Annotated in this window: 17 protein-coding genes; 3 read left to right on the forward strand and 14 right to left on the reverse strand. The window is 44.6% G+C overall.

Translation table 11 applies throughout. From position 1 onward, the window contains the following. Positions 1-114: 114 nt before the first annotated feature. Positions 115-2,661: a glycosyl hydrolase family 18 protein gene (locus AACQ79_RS09005; RefSeq protein ID WP_170898962.1), complete on the reverse strand. Its 2,547-nt coding sequence runs from the start codon at positions 2,659-2,661 to the stop codon at positions 115-117. A gap of 475 nt (positions 2,662-3,136) precedes the next feature. On the opposite strand from AACQ79_RS09005, the gene AACQ79_RS09010 reads away from it, so the two are divergent. Beyond that, positions 3,137-3,760, forward strand: a complete 624-nt coding sequence (locus AACQ79_RS09010; protein WP_026027524.1) for a DUF2057 family protein — start codon at positions 3,137-3,139, stop codon at positions 3,758-3,760. Between the two features lie 64 nt (positions 3,761-3,824). Here the strand turns inward: AACQ79_RS09010 and AACQ79_RS09015 are convergent, their stop codons facing one another. From AACQ79_RS09015 to AACQ79_RS09025, 3 genes are all read right to left on the reverse strand, one after another. After that, entirely contained in the window at positions 3,825-5,210 is a 1,386-nt protein-coding gene (locus AACQ79_RS09015; RefSeq protein ID WP_017043564.1) for an SLC13 family permease, read from the reverse strand. Positions 5,211-5,405: 195 nt separating this feature from the next. Beyond that, the gene (locus AACQ79_RS09020; RefSeq protein WP_115339947.1) at positions 5,406-6,263 is read right to left on the reverse strand and encodes an alpha/beta fold hydrolase; all 858 of its coding nucleotides are present in this window, start codon (positions 6,261-6,263) and stop codon (positions 5,406-5,408) included. Positions 6,264-6,410: 147 nt separating this feature from the next. Continuing rightward, positions 6,411-7,019 carry a TetR/AcrR family transcriptional regulator gene (locus AACQ79_RS09025; RefSeq protein ID WP_170898963.1) on the reverse strand — a complete coding sequence of 203 codons (609 nt, stop codon included), beginning with the start codon at positions 7,017-7,019 and terminating at the stop codon, positions 6,411-6,413. A 126-nt stretch (positions 7,020-7,145) separates the two neighbouring features. On the opposite strand from AACQ79_RS09025, the gene AACQ79_RS09030 reads away from it, so the two are divergent. Next, positions 7,146-8,102, forward strand: coding sequence for an AEC family transporter (locus AACQ79_RS09030; RefSeq protein WP_013868314.1), 957 nt, complete (start codon positions 7,146-7,148; stop codon positions 8,100-8,102). Between the two features lie 57 nt (positions 8,103-8,159). On the opposite strand, the gene AACQ79_RS09035 is transcribed toward AACQ79_RS09030, so the two are convergent. Next, positions 8,160-8,909 carry a substrate-binding periplasmic protein gene (locus AACQ79_RS09035; protein ID WP_170898964.1) on the reverse strand — a complete coding sequence of 250 codons (750 nt, stop codon included), beginning with the start codon at positions 8,907-8,909 and terminating at the stop codon, positions 8,160-8,162. A 175-nt stretch (positions 8,910-9,084) separates the two neighbouring features. Between AACQ79_RS09035 and AACQ79_RS09040 the strand changes: the two genes are divergently transcribed. Further along, a complete protein-coding gene (locus AACQ79_RS09040) occupies positions 9,085-9,714 on the forward strand; it encodes an START domain-containing protein (RefSeq protein WP_026028159.1) in 630 nt (209 codons plus the stop codon). 5 nt (positions 9,715-9,719) lie between these two features. On the opposite strand, the gene AACQ79_RS09045 is transcribed toward AACQ79_RS09040, so the two are convergent. From AACQ79_RS09045 to malQ, 9 genes are all read right to left on the reverse strand, one after another. Continuing rightward, positions 9,720-10,115 (reverse strand): MAPEG family protein, encoded by a 396-nt coding sequence (locus AACQ79_RS09045; protein ID WP_094123942.1) that lies wholly within the window; start codon positions 10,113-10,115, stop codon positions 9,720-9,722. Positions 10,116-10,191: 76 nt separating this feature from the next. Next, on the reverse strand, positions 10,192-10,929 hold the full coding sequence (locus tag AACQ79_RS09050) for a DUF2931 family protein (RefSeq protein WP_170898965.1): 738 nt from the start codon (positions 10,927-10,929) through the stop codon (positions 10,192-10,194). Positions 10,930-10,951: 22 nt separating this feature from the next. Beyond that, positions 10,952-11,692 (reverse strand): DUF2931 family protein, encoded by a 741-nt coding sequence (locus AACQ79_RS09055; RefSeq protein WP_170898966.1) that lies wholly within the window; start codon positions 11,690-11,692, stop codon positions 10,952-10,954. A gap of 1 nt (position 11,693) precedes the next feature. Continuing rightward, positions 11,694-13,829: a T6SS phospholipase effector Tle1-like catalytic domain-containing protein gene (locus AACQ79_RS09060; RefSeq protein WP_064626574.1), complete on the reverse strand. Its 2,136-nt coding sequence runs from the start codon at positions 13,827-13,829 to the stop codon at positions 11,694-11,696. After that, entirely contained in the window at positions 13,826-14,623 is a 798-nt protein-coding gene (locus AACQ79_RS09065) for a DUF4123 domain-containing protein (RefSeq protein ID WP_064626573.1), read from the reverse strand. Before AACQ79_RS09065 ends, AACQ79_RS09060 begins: the two co-directional genes overlap by 4 nt. A gap of 24 nt (positions 14,624-14,647) precedes the next feature. Then, complete coding sequence (tssI, locus tag AACQ79_RS09070) at positions 14,648-18,121, reverse strand: type VI secretion system tip protein TssI/VgrG (protein WP_170898967.1); 3,474 nt, start codon at positions 18,119-18,121, stop codon at positions 14,648-14,650. Between the two features lie 141 nt (positions 18,122-18,262). Continuing rightward, the gene (locus AACQ79_RS09075; RefSeq protein WP_013868180.1) at positions 18,263-18,781 is read right to left on the reverse strand and encodes an Hcp family type VI secretion system effector; all 519 of its coding nucleotides are present in this window, start codon (positions 18,779-18,781) and stop codon (positions 18,263-18,265) included. 290 nt (positions 18,782-19,071) lie between these two features. Beyond that, positions 19,072-21,261: a 1,4-alpha-glucan branching protein GlgB gene (gene glgB / locus AACQ79_RS09080; RefSeq protein ID WP_017042358.1), complete on the reverse strand. Its 2,190-nt coding sequence runs from the start codon at positions 21,259-21,261 to the stop codon at positions 19,072-19,074. Between the two features lie 181 nt (positions 21,262-21,442). Next, a complete protein-coding gene (malQ, locus tag AACQ79_RS09085) occupies positions 21,443-23,620 on the reverse strand; it encodes a 4-alpha-glucanotransferase (protein ID WP_170898968.1) in 2,178 nt (725 codons plus the stop codon). Positions 23,621-23,633 lie beyond the last annotated feature (13 nt).

Below are 23,633 nucleotides of genomic sequence, written 5' to 3' on the forward strand. Positions count from 1 at the left end.
ATAGAAAAACGCACAAAAAAGCCTCGTGTTAGAACGAGGCTTGAAGTCATTGTTTGCGATAAAAAGTTTATTAAAACCCGTTAGCTTATTGAGGTAACTGGTTTATTAAAGCAATCAGCTTGTTGGGCAACTCGCAGGACCAATCTCTTTCCATACTCCCCACACACCAGTAGTCGATGGGTTTTCGCCAGTTGTCCACCACTTGGCTTCCCATACTTTACCAGCCCAAGAAACTTGTTGACCGCCAGTATAAACCGCTGATTTATCCCATAAGTTACTGCAAGTGTCACCACCAGAGTCTTTCTTCGCCACGATAACCGATGCACTTGCAGAGGCCGCCGCTTTACCATCACTGACAGTTACAGTGAAGCTTAGCGTGGTGTCTTGTGTATACTCAGGAGCAACAAACGAAACACTCGCACCTTGAATGGTTGCATTTAGGCCTGCAGGTACATCCCATACGAAAGTTAAGGTGTCTTGATCGACGTCACTTGAAGCGGAAGCGTCCACCACCACAACCTCACCAGCACTGGCATTGCTTGGCGCAGTAATCACCGCCACTGGTGGCGTGTTCACAGGCTCAGTTGCTTTAGGTTTGACCGTTACAGTCACGACATCAGAAGCCGTTGCGCCTTTGTTATCTGTGACCGTCAACTTGAACGTCAGCGTTTGTACTTGTACCACTTCGGCCGCGTCAAAACTGGCTCGTGCAGAATTAGCGTTTACTAAGCTCACTGCTGTGCCCGTCGTTTGCTGCCACACGTAACTGACAATAGTGCCATCACTGTCTTTTGATGCACCGCCATCAAGAACAACACTCACCGGACCAACCACCGATTGATCAACACCTGCATTTGCAGTGGGCACGCGGTTCGCGGGGGGTGTAGTACCTCCTCCTGCTAAGCTTTCATGCATCGCATTTAGAATGTCACCATTATCAGCGTCAATCTCCCAAGAGAACAACCCGGCCAAACCAAGGTTTCGAGCATAGGCGCCCTTGGCTTTGATTGAACGGTTATCGTCAAAAGTAACCAGTTGGCCCGTTGTACGATTCCAAACCCAAGGTGCTTCAGCTTGTTCATCGTATCCATATTCAAAGCCATTAATACCGGTATTATTAGCCCCTAACATGAATGATTTGATGCCTTTATAGTCAATCACACCCGCTTCCCACACGCCTTGCGCGGAAGTGCCTTTCAATTTTCCGTTACCTACCCCTGTCATCGGATCGGTTGGATCACTTAATGAAGCCGGCATTACCCCTTCCCAGCCACGGCCATACATGGCCGCACCTAAGACTAACTTATTAGCAGGGACACCCTGTGCTAGCAGTAACTGGATACCGTTATCCGCCGTATAGGCAGGGCCTTTATAAGGTTCGCCATTTTCATCCACACCTTTTCCGTCACACTGACCAGGGCGCATGAATGAACCACAATAAAGCGCGGTTTGGTGGCCTAATACGTTATTCCAACCGCCATAAAAATCATAAGTCATGGCAAAGATGTAATCCATATATTGAATGGCTTCGCCGTAATTAACATCTTCAATCTTGTCATGACCAACACCAATCGCTGATGTGAGCTCATAAGTGCGGCCGTTTTCAGCTTGCAATTCATCAAGCATGGCGCGCAGTTCACGCATTAACGCAATGTACGCCGGGCCATCATTGATGGGGTCACCGCGATCCGCCGCTTGGCCACCGCCTCCTGGAAATTCCCAGTCGATATCCACGCCGTCGTAGAATTTCCACGTGGTTAGGAATTTCTTCACTGAGGCTACAAAAGTATCGCGGTTGGCTTTGGTGGTAAAATCAAAAAATGGGTCAGAGAGTGTCCAGCCACCGATAGAAGGGATAATTTTCAGATCCGGATTACGCTGTTTGAGCGCCATCAACATGGCGTAGTTACCCTTAATCGGGGAGCTATATTGGTGACCCGCTTGCGGGAAACTCTTTTGATACGCCGCCCAAGGATCATGAATCACCACTTCGTAGTCATCCACCCCATTACATGCGGTCATCAACGCGTTGTAGCTGTTTCCACCGACGGATTTCAATGATTCGTTAGGGCCACAAATTGGAATGAAGCCGTATAGAATATGCGTCAGATTATCAGCCGGGATGTTATCTACCGTATATTTCCGGTCATAGATGCCCCACTCAACAAAGTAGGTTCCAACCACCGTATCTTTATCGGTCGTGTAAGTCTTGTTATTGGGATCAATATTCATCACCAAAGGTTTGAGATGTGAGCCATCGGTATCGGCAATTGTTATCTCAACGGGTGCACTTTTGCTGCAACCTGTCGCGTCGCAAGCTTCGATTGTCATTTGGTAAACACCACCTTGTGCATAACTGAAGTTTGCGGTGGTTTGGCTGCCAGTGATTGGGCCTGTCGCGACCTGTGCGCCATCAAAATAGATTTTATACGTGTTGCCCGTTGTACCACTCCATTGGTTAAACTTAACGGCAATCGGCGCTTGGTCATAATATTTGACCATTTGGTTATAACCAGCCGTGCTTTCCATGGCTAATTCAACTTTAGAAAACTGTAGATTATTCGACCCATAGACATCGACGCTAGGGGTTGCTGGTGCTGCCATTGCCGTGCCCGAAAGAGCCATTGCAATACTTGCGGCGCACAAAGTAATACGATTCATACCTAATATCTCTCATTTCTGAATGTTTCACTTACATTTAAGCAAGCTGCTCTTCTGATAAGGCATTGAAGAACATCCATTTCAGTATTTACAAGACTTATTTTTTTTAGCAAAAAAATAAAAACGCTTTTCGAGTCATCGTTAAAATTTTGTTATGGGGATTCACCGTGTTACATCTTAAAAGCAATTCTGAGTCAGGAATTCAGAATTTTGACAAAGCAAAGCAGGTAAATTTAATTTTTTACGCTAATTAAGGCCTTTGAAGAAGACTAAATGGCATAATTTAAAATTAAGAGAATGACATTATCACGTGACTAACGATCTGATAATATTGACGAATGCATGACGCATGCCTCGCACTAAAGATGTTACATTTCAATGAAAATTAGTCACTTATGCCGTTGAGAACTTGCTTTTACAACCAACTATCGGCAACCTCTACTCTATTGCTTGCAAGGATAAAATAATGAACCTAATTAAACCGGCTTTATGTACATTAACCATGATCTTTAGTGCCTCTGTATTGGCTAATATCACTCTTGAAATTCCAGACACCATTAACTTATTAGCGGTGAATGGTCAGAAGCCCGAAACTTCTGGCAGCCTATTTTCCTCAGCGAAAAGCCTTGAGCTGGCCGATGGTGAACAACAAATCGTCTTCAAATACGCGCCTTATTTTACGCAAGGGAATGACCGCGTGATTATCGAAAGCGATGCAGTCATTGCCACATTCACCGCAAAGGATGCAAAACTGAATTTTGCCATGCCTGAATACCGTGATGCACATCGAGCAGAGAAAGAGATTAAAACAATGCAATGGTCACTGATTGACCAAGCAGGCCAAACACTAGAGATAAAGCAAGATCGCCTTCTTAAAGAAGGATATCAAGTAGGTCGTGACTATATCCGTGAAGCAAATGACTATAATCGCGCAGGGGGTATTGCAGCTATTGGAATGACGGATGTTGCTATGCTGCAAAATGAACTAGCTCAGTCAGGAAATGTACAAAACGCCGCCGAAGAAATGCTGCATTTTTGGTACAACAAGGCTGATGAGAAAACGAAAGCACGCTTTAAAGAATTCGTTAACCAACAGTAATAACATCTCAATATGAGCTCTCTGAATTGAGAGCTCATTAGTATTGAAGTAGTTTGTGCTTAGCTTACCAGAACAGCATCGCAATCATGGTCAGCAAGCCAATACAAGCAATATTTAACATCATACCCACTCGCATCATCTCACTTTGCTTAATGTGTCCAGAGGCAAACACTATCGCATTGGGTGGCGTCGCAACGGGCAACATAAATGCACAAGAAGCCGCAATAGCAATCAATACAGATAGAATCACGGGTGAGATACCAAAGGCTTCAGCAACACTGGCAAACACCGGAATAAGCAGCGCTGCACTGGCTGTATTACTCGCGAATTCCGTTAGGAACACCACGAAAACAGCAATCACGAATACAATAAAGAACAGACCTAAATGAGAGATCAGGGCACTTAGTTCATTGGCTAGGAAAACGCTGGTTCCCGTTTGCTTAAGTACGTTGCTCAAGCAAATACCGCCGCCAAACAGCAGTAATACCCCCCAATCTGCCGTTTTTTCTACATCTTTCCAGTGCACCACTCGGGCAAAATTGACCAAAACAATCGCACCCAGCGCAACCAGAGTATCAAAGCTCGCAAAACCACCCAGCATGGCATTGACTGGTTTGCTAAATATCCAACAAAAAACCGTTAATGCGAAAATACCAAGCGTGACGACTTTACCTTTATCCCAAGTAACAGGTTCATAATTGAGCTCGAACTCTCCATTAAGATCCGGTTTTAATGCGAAATATAAAATAGTAATCGCAATGGGCAGCATAATCGCCGCCGTTGGAGCACCAAATTTCATCCAATCTGTAAATGAAAGACCAACCTCAGCCGCGGCAATCGCGTTAGGAGGGCTTCCTACGATGGTTGCGATACCACCAATACTGGCGCTGTAAGCAATACCTAACAGCACAAAAACATAGGTCGAATGACCACGGTCTTTATCCACTTTGCTGAGTACACCAAGCACCAGCGGTAGCATCATCGCAGCGGTGGCGGTGTTACTGATCCACATTGAAAGCGCGGCAGTCACACCAAACAACATGAATACCGCAACGCTCATTTTTCCGCGCGCCATGATAAGAACTTTATCGGCAATAACTTTGTCCAGACCCTGCCGATGCATAGCAGCAGCCAATGCGAATCCACCTAAAAATAGGAAGATAATCGAGTTAGCAAAGTTATTGAGCGCCGTTTGGGTGTTAAAAACACCAAAAACGATGGCCATGATAGGCACAAGAATGGCTGTGACCGTGACATGTAAAGCTTCCGTTAACCACAGCACAGCAATAAATGCCAGCATACTAATGCCCAAAGCGACATTAGAATCAACAGGCAAGGCATTGTACAGGACAAAAAACAGGACAATATCGGCTAGGATGATAAGGCTGTTACGGTTAAAAAACCATTCTCGGGTGTTGGAGGGTAAAGGGACACTATCATTTCTATTCATTATTATTTTTCCTTATGAGGGCCTACTGGCAACAATATGATCACACATATTCAAACAAGGAGATAATAATTATTGCGAAATTGTTAACCTTATCAAGGCTATGGTTAACAATTTAACACTTTGAAATAAATGGAAAACTATTGGTTAAATTACACCCATCCAATTACGGCTTCAAATGAGCTTAAAACGAACACCTTAGCATGGTATTCCTGCCAACAAATCAAATCCGTACTTAACTTGTTCACCTTTCATCACACGTCCATGTCCTTGGTTTTGGGTGGTAATAAGTGACACTTTCTCGATTTCTTCTGCCGCTCGCTTTGACACAGAATATTTGGTGAACTTATCATTCTCATCGTGAACAATGACGCTGCGAGATTGACGCTGAGCAAGCTTATGGTAAGGATCGATAGATTGAATGGGATAACGATATTGATCGGCAACTTCCGCAACAACGGCCTCAAATAAGCGCATCGAATAGCCAGACCTTGCCACACTGCTGAATAAGTTATCCAAATAATCCAGCACGGGCGCGACCAATAGCATTGGACAATGCTCAATTTTATGATGTCGGCATTCTAATGCGGCGGCCGTCCCCATACTGTGTCCAACGATACCAGCAACATTGTCAATACTATCGAGTATCGCTTCCAACCCTCCAACAAACGCAGGAATGTGACCATACACTCCCTCGCTTTGACCATGTGCTGGGTGATCATAAGCTAATGCCGTATAACCACGTGCCGCAATATGCTCCATCAGTGGATAAAACTGACTTGCCGTGCCAGACCAACCATGGGTCAATAACCAAATGGGACCACTTCCGAGTTGATAAGTCGTCAGAGCCCCTTCGACGCACATTACACGGCCAGTTTTCAGGCCAATTGGCGGCTGATTTTGAGGCTTACTTCTTGCCGGAGTCAACAATACATTTCGTGCAACTTTTTTGGCATGTGACGGTGCGAGCGTGTGATGAAGACGAGTGCTCATATTGACCAATGTACGTTTCACACTGAATGTGTTTGAGGTGCTGAAATAGATTTTTTCACTCACTGAGTTGCCCTTCCTCTCGATAAAATAGAACGTTCGTACTATTTCTAATTAAAAATTTTTATTTTGCTAAGCATTTTATTTTGTTAAATAAAAGTGCATTTTCGCTGTTGCGGATTCGTTCTTCTCGCTGTGAAAAGCGAGAATTAGCTAACATTGCTGCTTCACTATATTTCGCCATCGAGACATTAAATCGTCCACGCCTTTCCAAAAATGTTGATAACTTTCCATTTGGCCGTAGATCGAGTAGAACAAATGAGCACTTAAATAGAGTCCATACAACTCATAAGCAGCCTGCTTTACATCCAATTTCGGATGAAACTGTGCGCTATCAACCCCTTTTTGAATTTGAATTTGCAAGTAATGAATCCAAGTCGCGATGGTTTTTTTAAGTACTTTTTGAATTGCACAATCACAAGTTGCGGCATCTTTCCACGCATCTAAAAACATACAACTGCCTTGGAATGAATGATTCCAACCTAACCAGTGCTCTAACAGCACTCGCAATTTAGCTTCGATATTCTCGTCGCCAATCAGGCGAGCCGGTGTAATAACACGCTCAGTAAACACAGAATGGGCATGCTCTAATACTGCAATTTGCAAATTTTCTTTAGCATTAAAATGCGCAAACAAACCACTTTTTGATAAACCGCACTGTTTTGCCAACTCACCGATAGTGAGGCTTTCCAAACCGTTTTCACTGGCTAATTCGAACGCTTTGTTCAGTATATTTTCTCTTGTAATTCTACCTTTGCTCATATTATGCCGACTCTCACTTTATACCATGCTATTTTTAGCACGTTCGTTCTTTTTTGCAAATTTGATTTTGCAAAATGAGGAACTGTGGAAGAATAGCAACGCTATGAGCAACTTCAATGGATTGATATGACAACGATTATCGAACAACTTTTGTTTTCGGCCTCAATTACAGGGCCTATCTGTTTGATGTTAGTACTGGGCGTTGTACTGAAGCGAACGGGGGTTATCAACGATAATTTCATCGATGTCGCGTCACGCATCGTATTCCAAGTCACCTTACCAGCCATGCTATTTCTTAGCATAGTCAAATCACAGCACGATTTTTCTTCCAGTGCAGCACTGATTGGCTATGGACTACTCGCTAATTTCCTATTTTTCCTTTTCACGACTTTTTTCACCAAAAAAGCGTTCCCACAACATCTGGATCACGGCGTGATCATCCAAGGCGGGTTTCGTGCGAATACCGCTATTATCGCTTTGGCTTATGTCGCAAATACTTATGGCGAACCTGGGCTAGCATTAGCGGCGATGTACGTTGCCGCAACCACTATCCTTTATAATATTCAAGCGGTGATAACACTCACGCCAAAAGGGGAAAGTTCAGGGCTCAAAGCCGCAGGAGTAATTGCCAAAACACTCACCAAAAACCCACTGATTATTGGTATTCTGCTCGGTGTTTTATGCTATTCCTTATCCCTTCCAATCCCGAAAATGGTTACTGATGCTGGCCAATATTTTGCCAATATGACACTACCATTAGCACTACTGTGTACTGGCGGCTCACTCAATATAGGTTCACTCAGAAGCGACAAAGCACCGGCTTGGTTTGCCACTGCCCATAAGCTGATTCTCGCCCCGATATTGATCACATCGGGTGCGTTACTTTTTGGCTTTCGCGGGTTAGATCTCGGGCTAGTCTTTTTGATGAGTGCATCCCCTACCGCTGCGGCCAGTTATGTTATGGCTAGAGCTATGGGAGGAAATGCAACCTTAGCGGCCAACATCATTGCATTGACGACCGTATTTTCACTGTTTACTTGTACACTAGGCATCTTCCTGCTCGCGTCTCTGAACTTAATTTAACCGCCTTTTAATTCACTGCGGAAAGGTAAGAAGGAAGGGCCATTCAAAAAAAGCGAATCATTCCATCATGGAGACATCACTTTCTTTCAGTCCATGATTAAATAGCGTCAACAGTTGCTCACTTCGTTCACCCATTTTAGGGAACAATAGATAGTTATTATTGATGAGAAAAGGTTTGGGATGGTGCGTGATCATTTCTCGCCATTGCGGTAAGTATTTATCCAGAGTGTAATAACCGATATGAATTTCTTCTGGCATGAGATCAATCCTCTTTTTCACCAGCCGTTCGAAGTTCTGTTTTGGATCATTGACTCGAGACATTTTTATTTGCTGCGTCTCTAACAATCTGTCTAACTCGGCACCATAGCTGTAAGCAATGCCACCTCCTAAATGTAACCCCTTAAGATCATAGAGGCTTTCCCAGTGAAAGTCGGTTTCTTTATGGTGAAAAAACACGAAGCGTTCATCGCTCACCGCTTCGCTATAATAAAAATCTACCGTCCGCTCTTGGTTAAACATCCAAATAGCAGTTGCATCATAACGTCCAGCTTTGGCTTCGGCGTATGCTCTCGCCCATGGGAAAAAATGAAACTCAACTTCGTAGCCAGCATCCTTAAATATTTTACGGATGATCTCAGCAACAAAACCATTATTTTCAATGTGTTGACCAATAAACGGCGGCCATTCACCCGCACTAATACGAATGATATGACTATTGTGTATTGAGGATGGCACTGCCCATGCAGGGATAGAAATCCATGATAGGATGAGACAGAACCAAACCTCATACCATCTTAAAGATTTCATTGCCGTACCTGAACATTGAGCAAACTTCTAAGAAACATAACAAAAACTAATAAAACAAAACGTATACATAATATATTTATGTTTTTATGCTAGTGCAGTTCTTAAACCCACTTTTTGTAACCAACACGACAAAAATAAGGCCACGTGCTACAACATCAATGAGGAAAGAACCATGATGAAATGGATAGTCGGTTTAAGCCTACTATTTAGCAATGTTGCTAGTTTGGCAGCGACTTCGGTCGATTGGTTACAGGTAAAATCAGAAGACGGCATTACGATCTACTCGCGCCACCATAGCGATGGCTTAGTCCAAATACGGGCGCAAATGTTCGTACCCACCAGCTATTTCGCTTTTATGCGGCTATTAGATGACAGTGAACATGTACCAAACTGGATAGATAACGTGAGTAACAGCCGTGTGCTGCAAAAAATTTCAGATACCGAGAATATTGTTTACACCCAATTCTCGGCACCATGGCCAGCTAAAAACAGAGATATGGTGACTTATTCAAAATTTGAAATGCTACCTAATGGTTTAAGTTTAGACATAGTGGATGCCCTAAATTACTTGCCTGAACAACCGGGATACATCCGTATCACTCAAGTCAACGCACATTGGACGCTGCAAAAACTGACTAATGGTATGACTCACATCGATTATATTGCCTTCGCTAATCCAGGAGGTGCGCTACCTAACTGGTTAGTGAACAAACTGTCCACTGACAGTGCCTTTACCACATTTAAAGGCTTGCGCCGAGAATTGGCCACCTATCAAGATAAACTTCACCCTGCCGTGAATGAATAGCATTCTTAACCCAATACTTGGCCAAAAGGAAGGTAAATAATATTCAGCACGATCAAGATAACCATCGCACTGAACGTTAGCTTCATACCACGAATCCGCCCTTTAAGTTGGTCACTTAAAATCGCTCTGGCATGTAAAATTCGGCCAACGATAAACGTAATACCCACCCCGTGGATCCACCATACGCTGGCACCATTAAACTCCAATAACCCCATTAGGATTAAAGTAATAGGAATGTATTCTGCGGCATTTCCTTGCGCGCTGCGAGCTAATTGCAGTGCTGGTACTCCACCATCGGCATATCTCACTTGGTTAGCCCGACGCTGTTTAATAACATTAATCGCTAGCCACAAAAATAATACTGAAAGTATCGATGCATATAGAGCAGTAACCATGGTCATTTCTTTTCAGGTCAGTAGTGCCTCTATAGTAGTGCATCAAGCACGTTCAGATCACTACTCTGATTCAAAGCAATCTCTAGTGCTGAAGTGGCTTAATCTCCTGAGCCGAGTATACCTTATCCACTTTATCCCAAGGAATCGGGTCAATTAATACACCGGCATCTTTTGCGCGTTGGTGAATACGCTCTAAATAAGAAGCCTCTTTATATGTGTCAGCTGTAAAACCATTACTATCACGATCCATGACTTTATCTGGTGCTAATTCAGCTAGATATACAGTCTCGCCACAACCTCTTAGCCAAACTTTGGCTTGCCCATTGGGCAGTAAACCAAACACGAATTCGGTGCGATAACAAACATTACCCAATGAACCATCTCTATTTTGGTAAAGACTTTTTCTTGCCATCAAACTTTTCACGTCTTCAGATACAGTATATTTGGTCACATAAAACTGGGTGTTAACAAGTGAAACCCAATACAAGTAAAGAGCATCGGGTGGTAGCTTAATTTGTACTACCTGCTTTTTCTGGTTCATTGCATAATCTTGAATTGGTAATCCGAAACCATCGTATTCATGAAATCGTTTGTTGATATTCTCGAATGCACTGATCCTCATAAACTGAGAAAAAGTATGTAAGGGAGATGTCCAATCTTGCGCTTCATTGACTCCATAGGCTTGAGTCACTTTAACAGGGTAAAAAGAGGGCATAGAGACGCTAACGCTCCATGCCTTCTCTGGTATTGGCTCCGCATACGATGAACAAGCATTTAACAATGCTGTGATCATCAAAGCAGATACACTTTTTAGATACATTTTACGTTCTGATCAAAGATTGTTAATTAAGAGATTTGATCTCTTCCATTGAATACACCTTATTTACTTTATCCCAAGGAATCGGGTCAATTGATACACCGGCATCTTTTGCGCGTTGGTGAATACGCTCTAATGAAGAACCAGACTGCTTATACGTTTCCACACCAAAACCATTGCTATCGCGATCCATGACTTTATCTGGTGCCAATTCAGCTAAATAGATGGTCGTACCACAACCTCTTAACCAAACTTTGGCTTGCCCATTGGGCAGTAAACCAAACACGAATTCGGTGCGATAACAAACATTACCCAATGAACCATCTCTATTTTGGTAAAGACTTTTTTGTGCCATCAAACTTTTCACATCTTCAGATACAGTATATTTGGTCACGTAAAACTGAGTGTTAATAAGTGAAACCCAGTACAAGTAAAGACTATCTGGTGGTAATTTAATCTTTACAACCTGCTCACCCTGCGTATTCATAGCAAAACTATGAACAGGCAACCCAAAACCATCATATTCAGGTAACCAACCTTGAACATTTTTTAGATCACTGATTCTCATAAACTGAGAAAAGGTATGCAAAGGAGACGTCCAGTTTTGCGCCTCATTTACTCCATAAGCTTGAGTCACTTTAACAGGGTAAAAAGAGGGCATAGAGACGCTAACACTCCATGCCTTCTCCGGTATTGGCCCCGCATACGATGAGCAGGCATTTAACAATGCCGTGATCAACAAAACAGATACACTTTTTAAATACATTCTACTTTCCTTCTTCGCATGGGTAGCTGGCGCGCTTATAGCAGCCTTGACTTTTGTCCCAAAGCGGTTTGAGTGCAAAACTATCATCCGACGAATGATGAAATAAGTTTAGCTGCATCAACTCTTGTTTACGTTTTGCATCAAATTCACTCTCTAACTTGGTATATTGCCCTTGCTTTGCCATATCAAGAATCTGTTGACTAAATTGCTCGAGGCTAAACGAGAAACGCTCGACAGGCTGAAACGTAAAATCTTTGACTATATATAAATATTCTTCAGGGTTTTGCCACAAAAAACCATCCGCATCGGCCACTGGTACCCCATGATACTCGGCTAGACCATACATCAACCTAAGGTATACACGGGAGAGCTCTCCTTCCACCTTTCGCTGTATATAAAGGCGGCCGACCACTCTTCCGCCCTCTTTTTTACCTTGTTCAATAAACTCAACTTCTGGTTCTACATAGTCACTTTCCTGCCAACCGGTGGCTAAATCACGTTGCTTATACTCAGACAGCTTTCTTCTCACGTATTGCTCGGCGCGATCCTTATCCCAGCGGTCAGAGAAAGAGCGGCTCGCACGCTTCACCAACTTTTTCTCTAAGATCGGCAAGAAATAATCACTGTTGTTGTAGCTCAGGCGTGAATGGTAACCACCACCAATATCGGAATGGGCTCCTGGAAGGACAAATTCATGAAAATGATCTACCGAATCAACAGAGTTAAGATGGTTGAGGCTAAAGTTATAACGACACTCAATGCTAGGATCGGCGGTTAAGTGAACAGCACGCCGAACGCGCTGAGGATCAATCCATAACCTCACATCACCATTGTCATGATGAGTTGAAAAATCAAAAGAGAGTAGGTCAACCACAGAAGCAACGGTATCAAACAGGCCTGCAAAAGTAATCTCACAGCTGGCTTTAGCCTCATCTGCTTCACTCCAATCAAACCCGTAAGCTAAGGGAATGCCGCTCTTTTGGCACGCCTTACTAAACGCTTGAGCAAACTCGCCCTGCTCGCCATCTAGTACTACATTAATAAAATGTCTTGCGGCAGCGGCTCCACGGCTAAAGCCAAATACATCAAACTGCAGTTTATTAAAACCGTCAACGGTATTCGGATCTGCTTCAGCAAAGACTGATTTAATATTTATAATTGACGTTGACAGTTGCTCTATGGAAGTACTGACTTTAGCGGTCACACCATATTTACCTATCCCAGCCCCCTGCCCAAAAATTTCCGATTCATCAGCTGGTGCAATATTGGTGCTATTTCCCGTACCAATACCCGTAACATATTCAGCTATAGAATAGGCAAGCCTGTTTTCAGAAAATTGATTTTTCTCATAAAGTTCAAACAACTTCTGTACATTGGTTAGCTCATTAGTGGCGCTACCTGCCACTGTCTCTAGTTCGCCTTCATCATTTTTAAATAAAGAGATAAAGAAATTGTCTTTTTTAGGATAATCAAAACACTCGCTCGATAAGTGAGTAGCAGGAATGTCGTTTTTAAGCCGCCCTGTTTTTCTGGAAATAATGTCGCAATCAACCTTGTATTTCATTTTCCATGTTTGATAGTAATTCTCTAACTGAGTTTTCCCCCACTGCGCACTGTAGCTATTATTGGCTGTGCCATCAAAAAACATACCTACACGTAAGGTAATAAAGTTAAATCCTCTCACTTTAAGAACATAACTTTTATCTGTCAGTAAATTACAAGCATCCGCTTGGCCTTTTTGGTGCCTTACGGGTAGAGCTTGTTCTCGCGTTAATTCGGTTAGATCGCCACTGGTTACGTTTAGAAAACGGGCACTATTACCTAAATGGTCTTGGTATTGCTTGGCAAAATCCAAAGTAGGATCGGCTTCATTATTGGGTGTTCTCAGTTTGCCCTGAGACTCTCTTAACCATTGTTCAGCATCGAGAGTGAGCGTCACAGGGCCGGGGGCAAGCGTTTTAAGCAAGATAGGTGCTTCACCTAATACGACGGGAAATTTATGCTTTGCAGAGTCAGTGATAGTACCAGTGATGCCTTCAAATGGCTTATTGAACTCATCACGGATGATAATTTCAATCCAATGCGTTCGATTTTCACACGGCGCACAAAAAGGGCTAACTCCTGTTGTACTTCTCATTGCCAGCTCTCCTTAATGGCCTTTAACTCTTTCAATTCATCCAATGTTAAATGTAAAGGATGGGATAAATCATCAAGCGCGGTATCGGTTGCAGTGACGAGCGCAACTAACGCATGCTGCTCTGCGACCTCATAGCTATTTTGCTTTTCTAATGCTGATTGCAAGGCTGATAATATCGTCTGCTGCGGTGATTCTAAGCGTTGTAAAAGATGCGGCAGTAGCTCCCACCAACGTCTTTCTAAGGAATTGGCATGAACATTTACGTTGTACAAAGGCGCTAGGTGGTGAGGTAACATCTTCCACCAAGTCCCGTGACGAAGCACAAATTCACTGCGTGAGGTATTACTGAAGGTAATGAGAGCGTCTTCTTTATGGTGATCAATCGCCACCAATTGGTTGATGTTGCCTAAAAAGTGATTCACCTCGGCTTCATCCATCGCTCGTAGTATGGGAATAATCACATCACGATCGTAAAAACGAAACATCACTTCTTCGCCATCAAGTGAAGCTATCAATAAGCTTTGTAAATGATCGAGCATTACTTCAGTACGGGTTGAACTGGTTAGAAATAGACCTTGCTGCAAAATCTCGACTGGCAGGTTTAACACTTTCCCAGATACTGGAACGAGCCACGGAGATAAGCCCATTACTGAAGAAAAAGTATCTCCATGAAATAGTACGGCCATGTTTTCGAAACTCATACCGCCGTTTTCAAGCATCGCATGCTTGATTGTCTTATATCCAACAAGCCAATACACAGATCCGCTTTGTTGCGTTACCCATTGATTAATCATCATTACATCCCTGTATTTTGATGGTTATTGGCTAGTAATGCGTTGCCATTCTTGTGGTTTTTCCGCCTTGACCCATTCAGCTTTATGATTAGCTGAAGCGCTTTTTTTCGCATTTTTGACTGGAGGCATGTTTATACTCTGCCGATAGTTTTGGTACCAGAGATCAAATTGATCGCCACTATTTTGGATAACATCGTCAACTTGATTATTGACTAATGTACGTTTTTTACCCTCAAATGCATCGAGTAGCTTGGTGTCTGTTTTTGCAGTAGATTCCACCTTGGGTAAATAACCTTGCAGCGCGTTTGGAACCGTTCGAAACTCAAAAAGTATCGCTGGTTGTGGGCTTTTAGGATCACCGATGGTGGCGTTATTGATGCCATGCCCAGCTACTTCTCCACCATTTTGAAAGTATTGAAATACATTAACGGCGAGATCATTTGAACACACCGAATAAAGTTCTGGAGTTATTTTGCTACGCACGACTCGAGAATCCTTAGCACTTAATACCTCTAACATTTTCGAAGGCTTAGTTCTTGGTAATATCTCCCAAGCATTTTTCACTTTAGGGTCCGTTAAACCATTAGCATTAGGTGTAATGCCTTCTGATTCTGGCTGCCACTCGTTGATATAAATACCAAATTTTTTCGACAACTCAGCGGTTTTAATATAGATGGACGTTAAGTAAGCAAATACTGAGGAAGCCGTTTCTTCATCATCCAACCGCTCACCGCGAGTTAATGACAAAAACTTATCCTTGAGTGATTTTTTATACCAAGGGGCTAATTCAAGTAACCGAAGCTCTGCATTAGCGCCCGTTCCAAATAATTTAGCGCTAACTCCAACTGTAACCTGCTGCCCACTCGGGGTCATCGAGATTGTTTGACCTTGGTAATCGGCAGCGACACCATTTCCAGCAGCGATAATATGATTCACGTTCGAGATTTCTAGAATAAACTGACCATCATCACTACTCGTAGCCGCAAGCGTTTGATGGTTAAACTGGCTAATGTGCGATGTGAAATACTTCGCTAACCAAAGCATACCTGCTTTACGATCCTCGACGGCTTTTTCATCATCCATTGCACAAGGGTAAGTAATAAGCTCAATTGTATGAGTTTGCCACCCTGTATAATCTCGACCATTTTTAAGATGCGGCGGGCAATGATAACTGCCTTGATTCATATCTTTGGTCAACATGAATAGCGCTTCGCCTTTTGCATTTTTTACATAACCAAATTTTTGTGATGAATTGGCAGGCATCGCGACAATCAAACCACTCAGCTCATTCTCGATACCGATTGAGGAAGTCGGGAAATGAGTACCAAACTCCGGAGCAGGCTTAGTTGTATTTCGAACACGAGCATCTGATGCTAAATTCGTTGCTTGTACCAGCACTGGTTGCGGTGGTGCTAATGGCGGAGGTGGAGGCGGTGGGGGACTCACTAACCCTTGAGTTTGCTCTAAAGGACAAACTCTTACTGCAGGGATACTTGCCTCTTCAGCTTGCAATAGCGCTTGGTAAAGAATGGTTTGAGGTGGCGCGGGGGATTTTTGCAGTTCAAGCTCACCAGGTAATAACGGTAAATCACCACTAAAGCCACTGCCACTACCCGCACTGCCGCCTGAGTTTAAATTAACGCCCGCCCCAGAAAGATGGACACCAGCAGGATCGACTTTGACAAAACTGCCGCCGGCTGTCACGGTAATTTCTGATCCAGCTTCGATCACCACTTTTTGTCCAGCTTTGATGTGGATTTCATCTCCACTTTCATTAGTCCAAACTTGCCCTGATTTTACGTGCAAGGAACCATCGACCATTAATATACAGCTACCCTTAACCGATTCGCGGCTTTCGCCCTCCACCGTGAGGTGGTGGTTATGTTTAACGTGCGTAAGCTGGTCGTTATCCACCGTGAGGTGCTGGTCGTGCTTGATGTGCGCCGTGGCGTCATTGAGCACCAAAGCATCTAAGTCTTTTTGCGCGTGTAGGTAGATTTTCTCTTGCGCTGCTTGGTCTTCAAAGCTCAGCTCGTTAAACCCTTGCCCTTGGTGCGTTTCACTGCGCAGCACGGTTTTGGTTTTGTTATCCGGCAGTGTGTACGGCGCTTTGTTGGTCGCATGGTAGGTACGGCCTGTCACTATCGGTTGGTCTGGGTCGCCGTTGAGAAACGAGACGATGACTTCATGGCCAATGCGCGGAATGGCTATCATGCCATATTGGCTGCCAGCCCAACCTTGTGAGACGCGCACCCAGCACGAGCTGTGCTCATCGCCGTTGGAATATCTGTCCCACGGGAAATGCAGTTTGACGCGGCCATGTTCGTCACAGAAGATTTCTTCGCCATCAGGGCCCACGACTAACGCCATGCAAGGGCCATCCACTTGAGGTTTGGCTTGCGGTGTCGCACGCCACGTGACATCAGCAGGAATGAGCGTGAATTGGTTGCTGTATGTGGTCGCGCCACTGCCGCCCTCTTCTTCCAAAGCTTGTGGCTGACGCCCTTGATGATGCACTTGCACTACAACCCAGTCGCGGTTCGCGCTGTCGTCAAGATGCTCTTGTAAGTCGAACTTTGTGCCCGCTTGCAGGCCAGGATGGTTACTTTTTCCGGTCGCGGTACGCGCTTCTCGTCGTAGGTACTCTAAGCGAATTTGATTAAAGGCTTTGCCGCTGACGTCGTCTTTAAAGCGACCCGGTGCATCAAAGTGTTCGTAGGTCGCTTGCTGGTAATCCATCTCGCGCCCTTGCGCTTGCTGAGCAAACGAGTAGCTCGGCTTTTTAAAGCTGTAATCTTGCAGCGCGCTGTGGCTCACTTCGGTTTGGCTGTGTTGCGTTAATTGCGACACATAAGGGCTCTCCATCACGCCACCCGCAAGGACGTTGTAAGGGATAGGCGTTTCTCGCTTCGTCAGGCTTTGGCTGTCGTCACTGAAAAAGAGGGTGTGTTTCCCCTCTTCATGGATGAAGTGATACACCAAGCCCTCTTCGGCGGCTAAGCGGTGCAAGAAGTCGATATCCGTCTCACGGTACTGCACGCAGAATTCACGCTGAGCACACTCACGCTTCAGCGAGAAGGCGTAGTCGTTAATGCCCATTTCTTGCAGTACGATGGAGAGGATTTCGGGAACGGTTTTGAGCTGGAAAATACGGCTGTTTTGGCGCAGTGATAGCCGCTCTAATGCCGGGACTAAGGTCAGTGAGTAAAAGGTGTGATGATGGCCAATATCGCCTTTACTGAACTGGCGCACAATGCCGTGCACGCGCTGCACGACAAGGCCATCACGCAACATCTCAAGCTGAGCGGTTTTATCCACCAGCTCCAGCGCCGTTAAGCCAGATTGGCGACTGGCCAGTTTTATCTCATAGCGAAAACCGTAGCAATGCAGGCCCGCTTGCGCGCTATCAGACAGCGATTCCACACCTTGGTATTCACGCACCACTAACGTGTCGTCTGCCAACCCCTCCACGGTGATCCTAAAACTTAACCTTGCCATCTTTTTCCCTTCCACATTTGAATGTCGAAAAACCTTAAGCTCAATACATAACTAGGCTACGTACTGAGCTTAAGGTTTTGGTGTGGGCCACTCACCCCAAGGACATGAAACACGAGTGAGCGACCCAAAAACTAAGCGTGATTACGCTTCAACAGGCTTGCGCCAGTCGTCAGAGCCTGAAGTACCCGCATTCACGTGATCCCACAGGATTTTACGGTAAGACATAGAAACCGTAACGTTTTGTGTGAAGTCACCGTTCGCTGGATCTTGGCAGTGTGGCATTTCACAGTGAATGTCCACGATAGAGGCGCTTTCGAGTGTAGTAGTGAAGAAGTTCTCTTGCTTACCTTCGATAGAAGTGCGGTACCATTTTAGCTCAACCGATTTCATCTTCTCGCCAGACGCCAGTGCGTTATAAAGAAGAGGAACCGCTTTGTTTAGCGCTACGGTGAATTTAAATGGTTTGTGAACACGTTGACCAGAAGGCTGACCTGATTGTGGATCAGTCGGTACAGTTACAACGTGGTCAAATTGTTGAACCAACATTTGGTCTTCATGACCTTCAACGAACGCATCACCGATTGAATCAGTAGACAGAGCACCAGCAGTGATCAGGCCCTGAGTTTCGCCTTCGATAGAGATATAACATGGAGTTGGCATTGCAAATTCCTTACTTTAATGATGAATGGTATGAAACAAGTTCACTCGTCATAGAGCAAAGTCAGTGCCAACTCTATTACTATTTAAAATCAAACACTTATATTGTATGTATTTTTGATTGAGCAAAAACCTGCCCAGTATGAGCAAGATATTGCTTCGATGGGTAAAAACTTACCCTCATTCTGAGACAGCCAGATGTAAAAATCCCGATTCACACTGTAAATCGGGATTTTGATGTTGAGACTTCACAAGGAACCATTCAACTCATTAAATTGCAATGGGGTTGACAACTATACCCTTGTCTCTAGCTTATAGTAGAGAGTTGCCAGTGGCGGTACACAGACCAAAATAGATTGGTCTAAACCCTCACTCTCAACGTTTTCCGTCAGTACACGGTTTTTGACTTCAAAACCGCTACCGCCATAGTGTCTATCATCTGTATTAAGCAGTAATTGATACTCACCTTTGACAGGCATACCTAAACGAAAAGCTTGGTGAGGAACAGGGGTAAAATTAGTGATAATTAAAATACGTTCACCGCAGTCACTCATGCGTTCATGCGCAAGAATGCTCGCATCGGCCGCATCTTGTAAGCGCCACTCAAAGCCACGAGGTTCACTGTCTAACTCAAAAAGTGCAGGCTCGGCTTGATACATCTTATTGAGATCTCGCGTTAAATTCTGCACTCCTTGATGGCGTTCAAACTGCAATAAGAACCACTGAAGTTGGTCATCATGATTCCATTCTGCCGTTTGACCAAATTCAGTGCCCATGAAGTTGAGTTTTTTACCCGGCTGGCCATACATGTACCCCATATAAGCACGCAAGTTTGCCGTTTGTTGCCACTCATCGCCGGGCATTTTGTTGTGGATCGAACCTTTTCCATACACCACTTCATCGTGTGATAGCGACAACACATAGTTTTCACTGTGTGCATAGACTAACGGGAAGGTGATGACGTTGTGATGGTATTTACGATGGACAGGATCTTCTTTTATATAAGCCAAACTGTCATGCATCCAGCCCATATTCCATTTGAAACCAAAGCCTAAGCCGCCCATAAAGGTTGGCGCTGAAACGCCGGGAAAAGCTGTTGATTCTTCAGCAATGGTCATAGCATTCGGGAAGTGTTTGTACACTTCTTCGTTCATCCACTTTAAGGTGGCAATCGCATCGTAATTTTCTCTGCCGCCATCCACATTTGGGATCCACTGATCATGGCTGCGTGAGTAGTCGAGATAGAGCATCGAAGCAACGGCGTCTACTCGAATGCCATCGATATGGAACTGTTCAAACCAATATAACGCATTCGAGACCAAGAAACGGCGCACATGTTCGCGGCCAAGGTCGTAAATATACGAACTCCAATCTTGATGCCAACCACGGCGTGGATCAGGGTCATGAAATAAAGGAGTGCCATCAAAATTGGCTAAACCATGACTATCGGCTGGAAAATGTGCGGGAACCCAATCGAGCACCACACCAAGGCCAGCTTGGTGGCACTGATCCACGAAATATTTAAAATCATCGGGCGTACCAAAACGGCTCGTTGGCGCAAATAAGCCAACAGGTTGATAACCCCAAGAGCCATAGAATGGGTGCTCAGACACGGGCATAAGCTCTACATGGGTATAGCCTAAATCCACCAAATAAGGCACCAGTTGATCAGCCAGCTCACGATAATTTAGAAATTCACCCGCCGAATTACGACGCCAAGAGCCCACGTGCAACTCATAGAAAGAGAGCGCTTGCTTGCGCTTTTCGGTGATGGGGCGAGCTTGCCACGTACTGTCTTGCCATTCATAACGCCGATGATCATACGTCACTGAAGCAAACGAAGGGTATTGCTCGGCGTAGTAACCCCAAGGATCGGCTTTGTGCGGTAACCCTTCACCATGAGGCCCTTTCAATTCAAATTTGTATTGCGTACCTTCGGGTAAGTTGGGCATGAAAATTCCCCAAATACCGTAATCAAGGCGCTGCATTGGATTACGACGTCCGTCCCATTGGTTAAATGCGCCAATCAAACTGCACGCTTTTGCATGCGGTGCGTAGACTAAAAAACGGATACCTGAGATTTGTTTACCACCACGTTCCATGGTCACGAACTGCGAACCCATGTGGTGATACATCGATTTCGGCGTATGTAAATCATCATATTCAGCGTATAAACCATGGTACTGATATGGGTCATCGATGAGCTGTTCGACACCTGCCCAATCGACCGCCAATTGGTAGTGGGTAAAACGTAAATCAATGTCTGATTTTAGGATGAAACCCGACTCATCTTCACGCTCAAGCAGAATGCGGGGTTGATTTTCCACCACCAGCTCAACTTTTTCGGCACCCGGCATCCAAACGCGTAGCGCACCTTGATCGAGTGCAAGGTAAGGGCCTAAAAATGAGAATGGATCTGTAAATGATGCATGGGAAAGTTGGCTATATGCCTGCTTTAGCTTTGAAAGCTTTTTTGTTTTCATATCCCTACTCCTAACCTAACTTTCTTTAAACGTATAAAAATGCCCGCTAAAATGGCGGGCATACTAGCGAGGTTCAGTGTACCGAACTCTGCTGTTACATTGAGTGACCTAGACTAAAATTCTTCATGCCATGATTAAGAAAGATAACACTAAGCCACATCAAGGTTTATTCAGTAAGTGATTATTTACTTACACTCGCTCGCACTTCCGTTAAACGTGCAGCGATGCGATTGACATTATCACGCGCAAATACTTCATCCAAATTCATTGAAAGTTTACGACGCCAGTTAGGGTACTCATTAACGGTGCCCGGAATATTAACGGGTTTATCCATTTCCAACCAATCTTCTAACTGAATACTTAACAAGGTCGATGCACCAGATGCAACGTGCAATTGCAGCGCCTCACTTAAATACGAATCCATTGGAACAAGGCTTGCATCGCGCCCCACACCCTCAGGCAAATAACCATGCCATGCCACCGAATCCAAAATGCCTTGTTTACATTTCAAACGGTCCTCAAACAAGGCTTCGAGCTGGGCTTGATCGGGGTACAAACCAATTTCGCTCCCCATTTTGAGATCATCGCAATGCCAGAAACCACGCAACGTTGGCATATCATGTGTGCACAGTGCCGACATCGACTGAGCGGCGTAATGTTTCGGTGAGATAAAGCCGCCATCTTCTGCGGTTTCAAAGAAGAACACTTTATAAGAGTGAACACCCGCATCGGCTAAAATATCGACGATTTCATCAGGTACTGTACCCAAATCTTCGCCAATCACGCTGCATTGATGGCGGTGAGATTCCAACGCTAAAATCGCGAGCATATCTTGTACTGGGTAGTAGATGTAAGCACCCTTAGTGGCATTTTCACCTTTTGGTACCCACCACAAGCGCAGTAGACCAAGTACATGGTCAATGCGCAGCGCACCACAATGTTTCATATTGGCGCGCAGCAGCTTGATATAAGCATCGTAAGCGGTTGCTTGTAATACTTGTGGATTAAGCGGTGGTAAGCCCCAATTTTGACCCAATGGTCCAAGAATATCGGGCGGTGCGCCAATGCTGGCGTCTAAAATCAAGTTACCGGCATCAGCCCAAGTTTCAGAGCCTGAATCAGCCACACCCACCGCAAGGTCGCGGTATAAGCCGACCGCCATGCCTTTTTCTTCCGCGAGTGCTTGGGCTTCATTAATTTGGCCATCAGCAATCCACTGCAAGTACATGTATAGGTGAACTTTATCTTGATTGTCTTCGATAAATTTCTGTACTGCGCTGTTTTCAAACCGACGATATTTTTCAGGGAAAACCGGCCAGCCCCATACATTCGGATCTTGGGCATGTAAATCGACATGCAGCGCATCGAATGCCGCTTGGTGCACTAAGCTCTCACCACCTTCTTCAACGAAATTCAAAAAGGCTTGTGCGCGATCGCTATTTTTATCTAAATGGCGTTTTTTAAATTCGGTGAACAGGAGTGGCAAGACACTCATTTTTAATGTTGCAACTTCGGTATAGTTTACCCAATGCGCTTCACGTACTTTCTGAAGACGTTGCTGAAACTCCGCACCGCCTACTTTTTGCTGCGCATCCGCACTCAAAGCAAATTCAGGCACTGAACTCACGTCTATGTATAAAATATTGAGCCAACGGCGTGACGATGGGCTGTAAGGACTCGCTCCTTCAGGGTTTGCAGGAAAGAGAGAATGAATCGGGTTAAGGCCGACAAAATCGCCGCCACGAGAGGCAATATCCGCCACTAACTGTTTTAAGTCGCCAAAATCACCAATACCCCAGTTGTGCTGAGTACGCAGCGTGTAAAGCTGCACACTCGGGCCCCACAATTTTTTACCTTCAGTAATAGGTGCTTGTTTGTAACAGGCTTTTGGCGTCACTATCAGCGTGAGCTCATACGGTGTTTTACGGCGTTTCCGTGTCACCAACAGTTTGTGATATCCCCATGCCAAATCGCTTGGCAATGCAAACACTAAAGGGCCACCCTCAGCGCGTTCATCACGAACGACTTGCGATTGAAGATAGCCTTCAAGTACCTCTCCTTGCTCGGTTTCTAAGCGCCAGTTAAATTCGCTTTCACGTGCGCTGGCACCTAGATAAAGTGGCACTTCCACCGCTTCACCTTCACGAATAACGAGAACAGGATCTAATACATCTTTCTTGTGTTTCTTTTCTGCTGATTTCAGCAGCGTTTCATCATTGGTTGTGTCATAGCCCAAAGACGCCAATAAGCGGATAATGGTTTCATCTTCCACTTTCGCTTCGTCGCCCCACGCGCTTATGTAGCTGTCGGCAAGGTTCGCTATCGCCGCTACTTGTTTTAATGCGTTTAGTTGTTTCATCGCTTTCTCCGAA

Source organism: Vibrio sp. 3-2(1), assembly GCF_963887575.1.
Classification (GTDB): domain Bacteria; phylum Pseudomonadota; class Gammaproteobacteria; order Enterobacterales; family Vibrionaceae; genus Vibrio; species Vibrio anguillarum.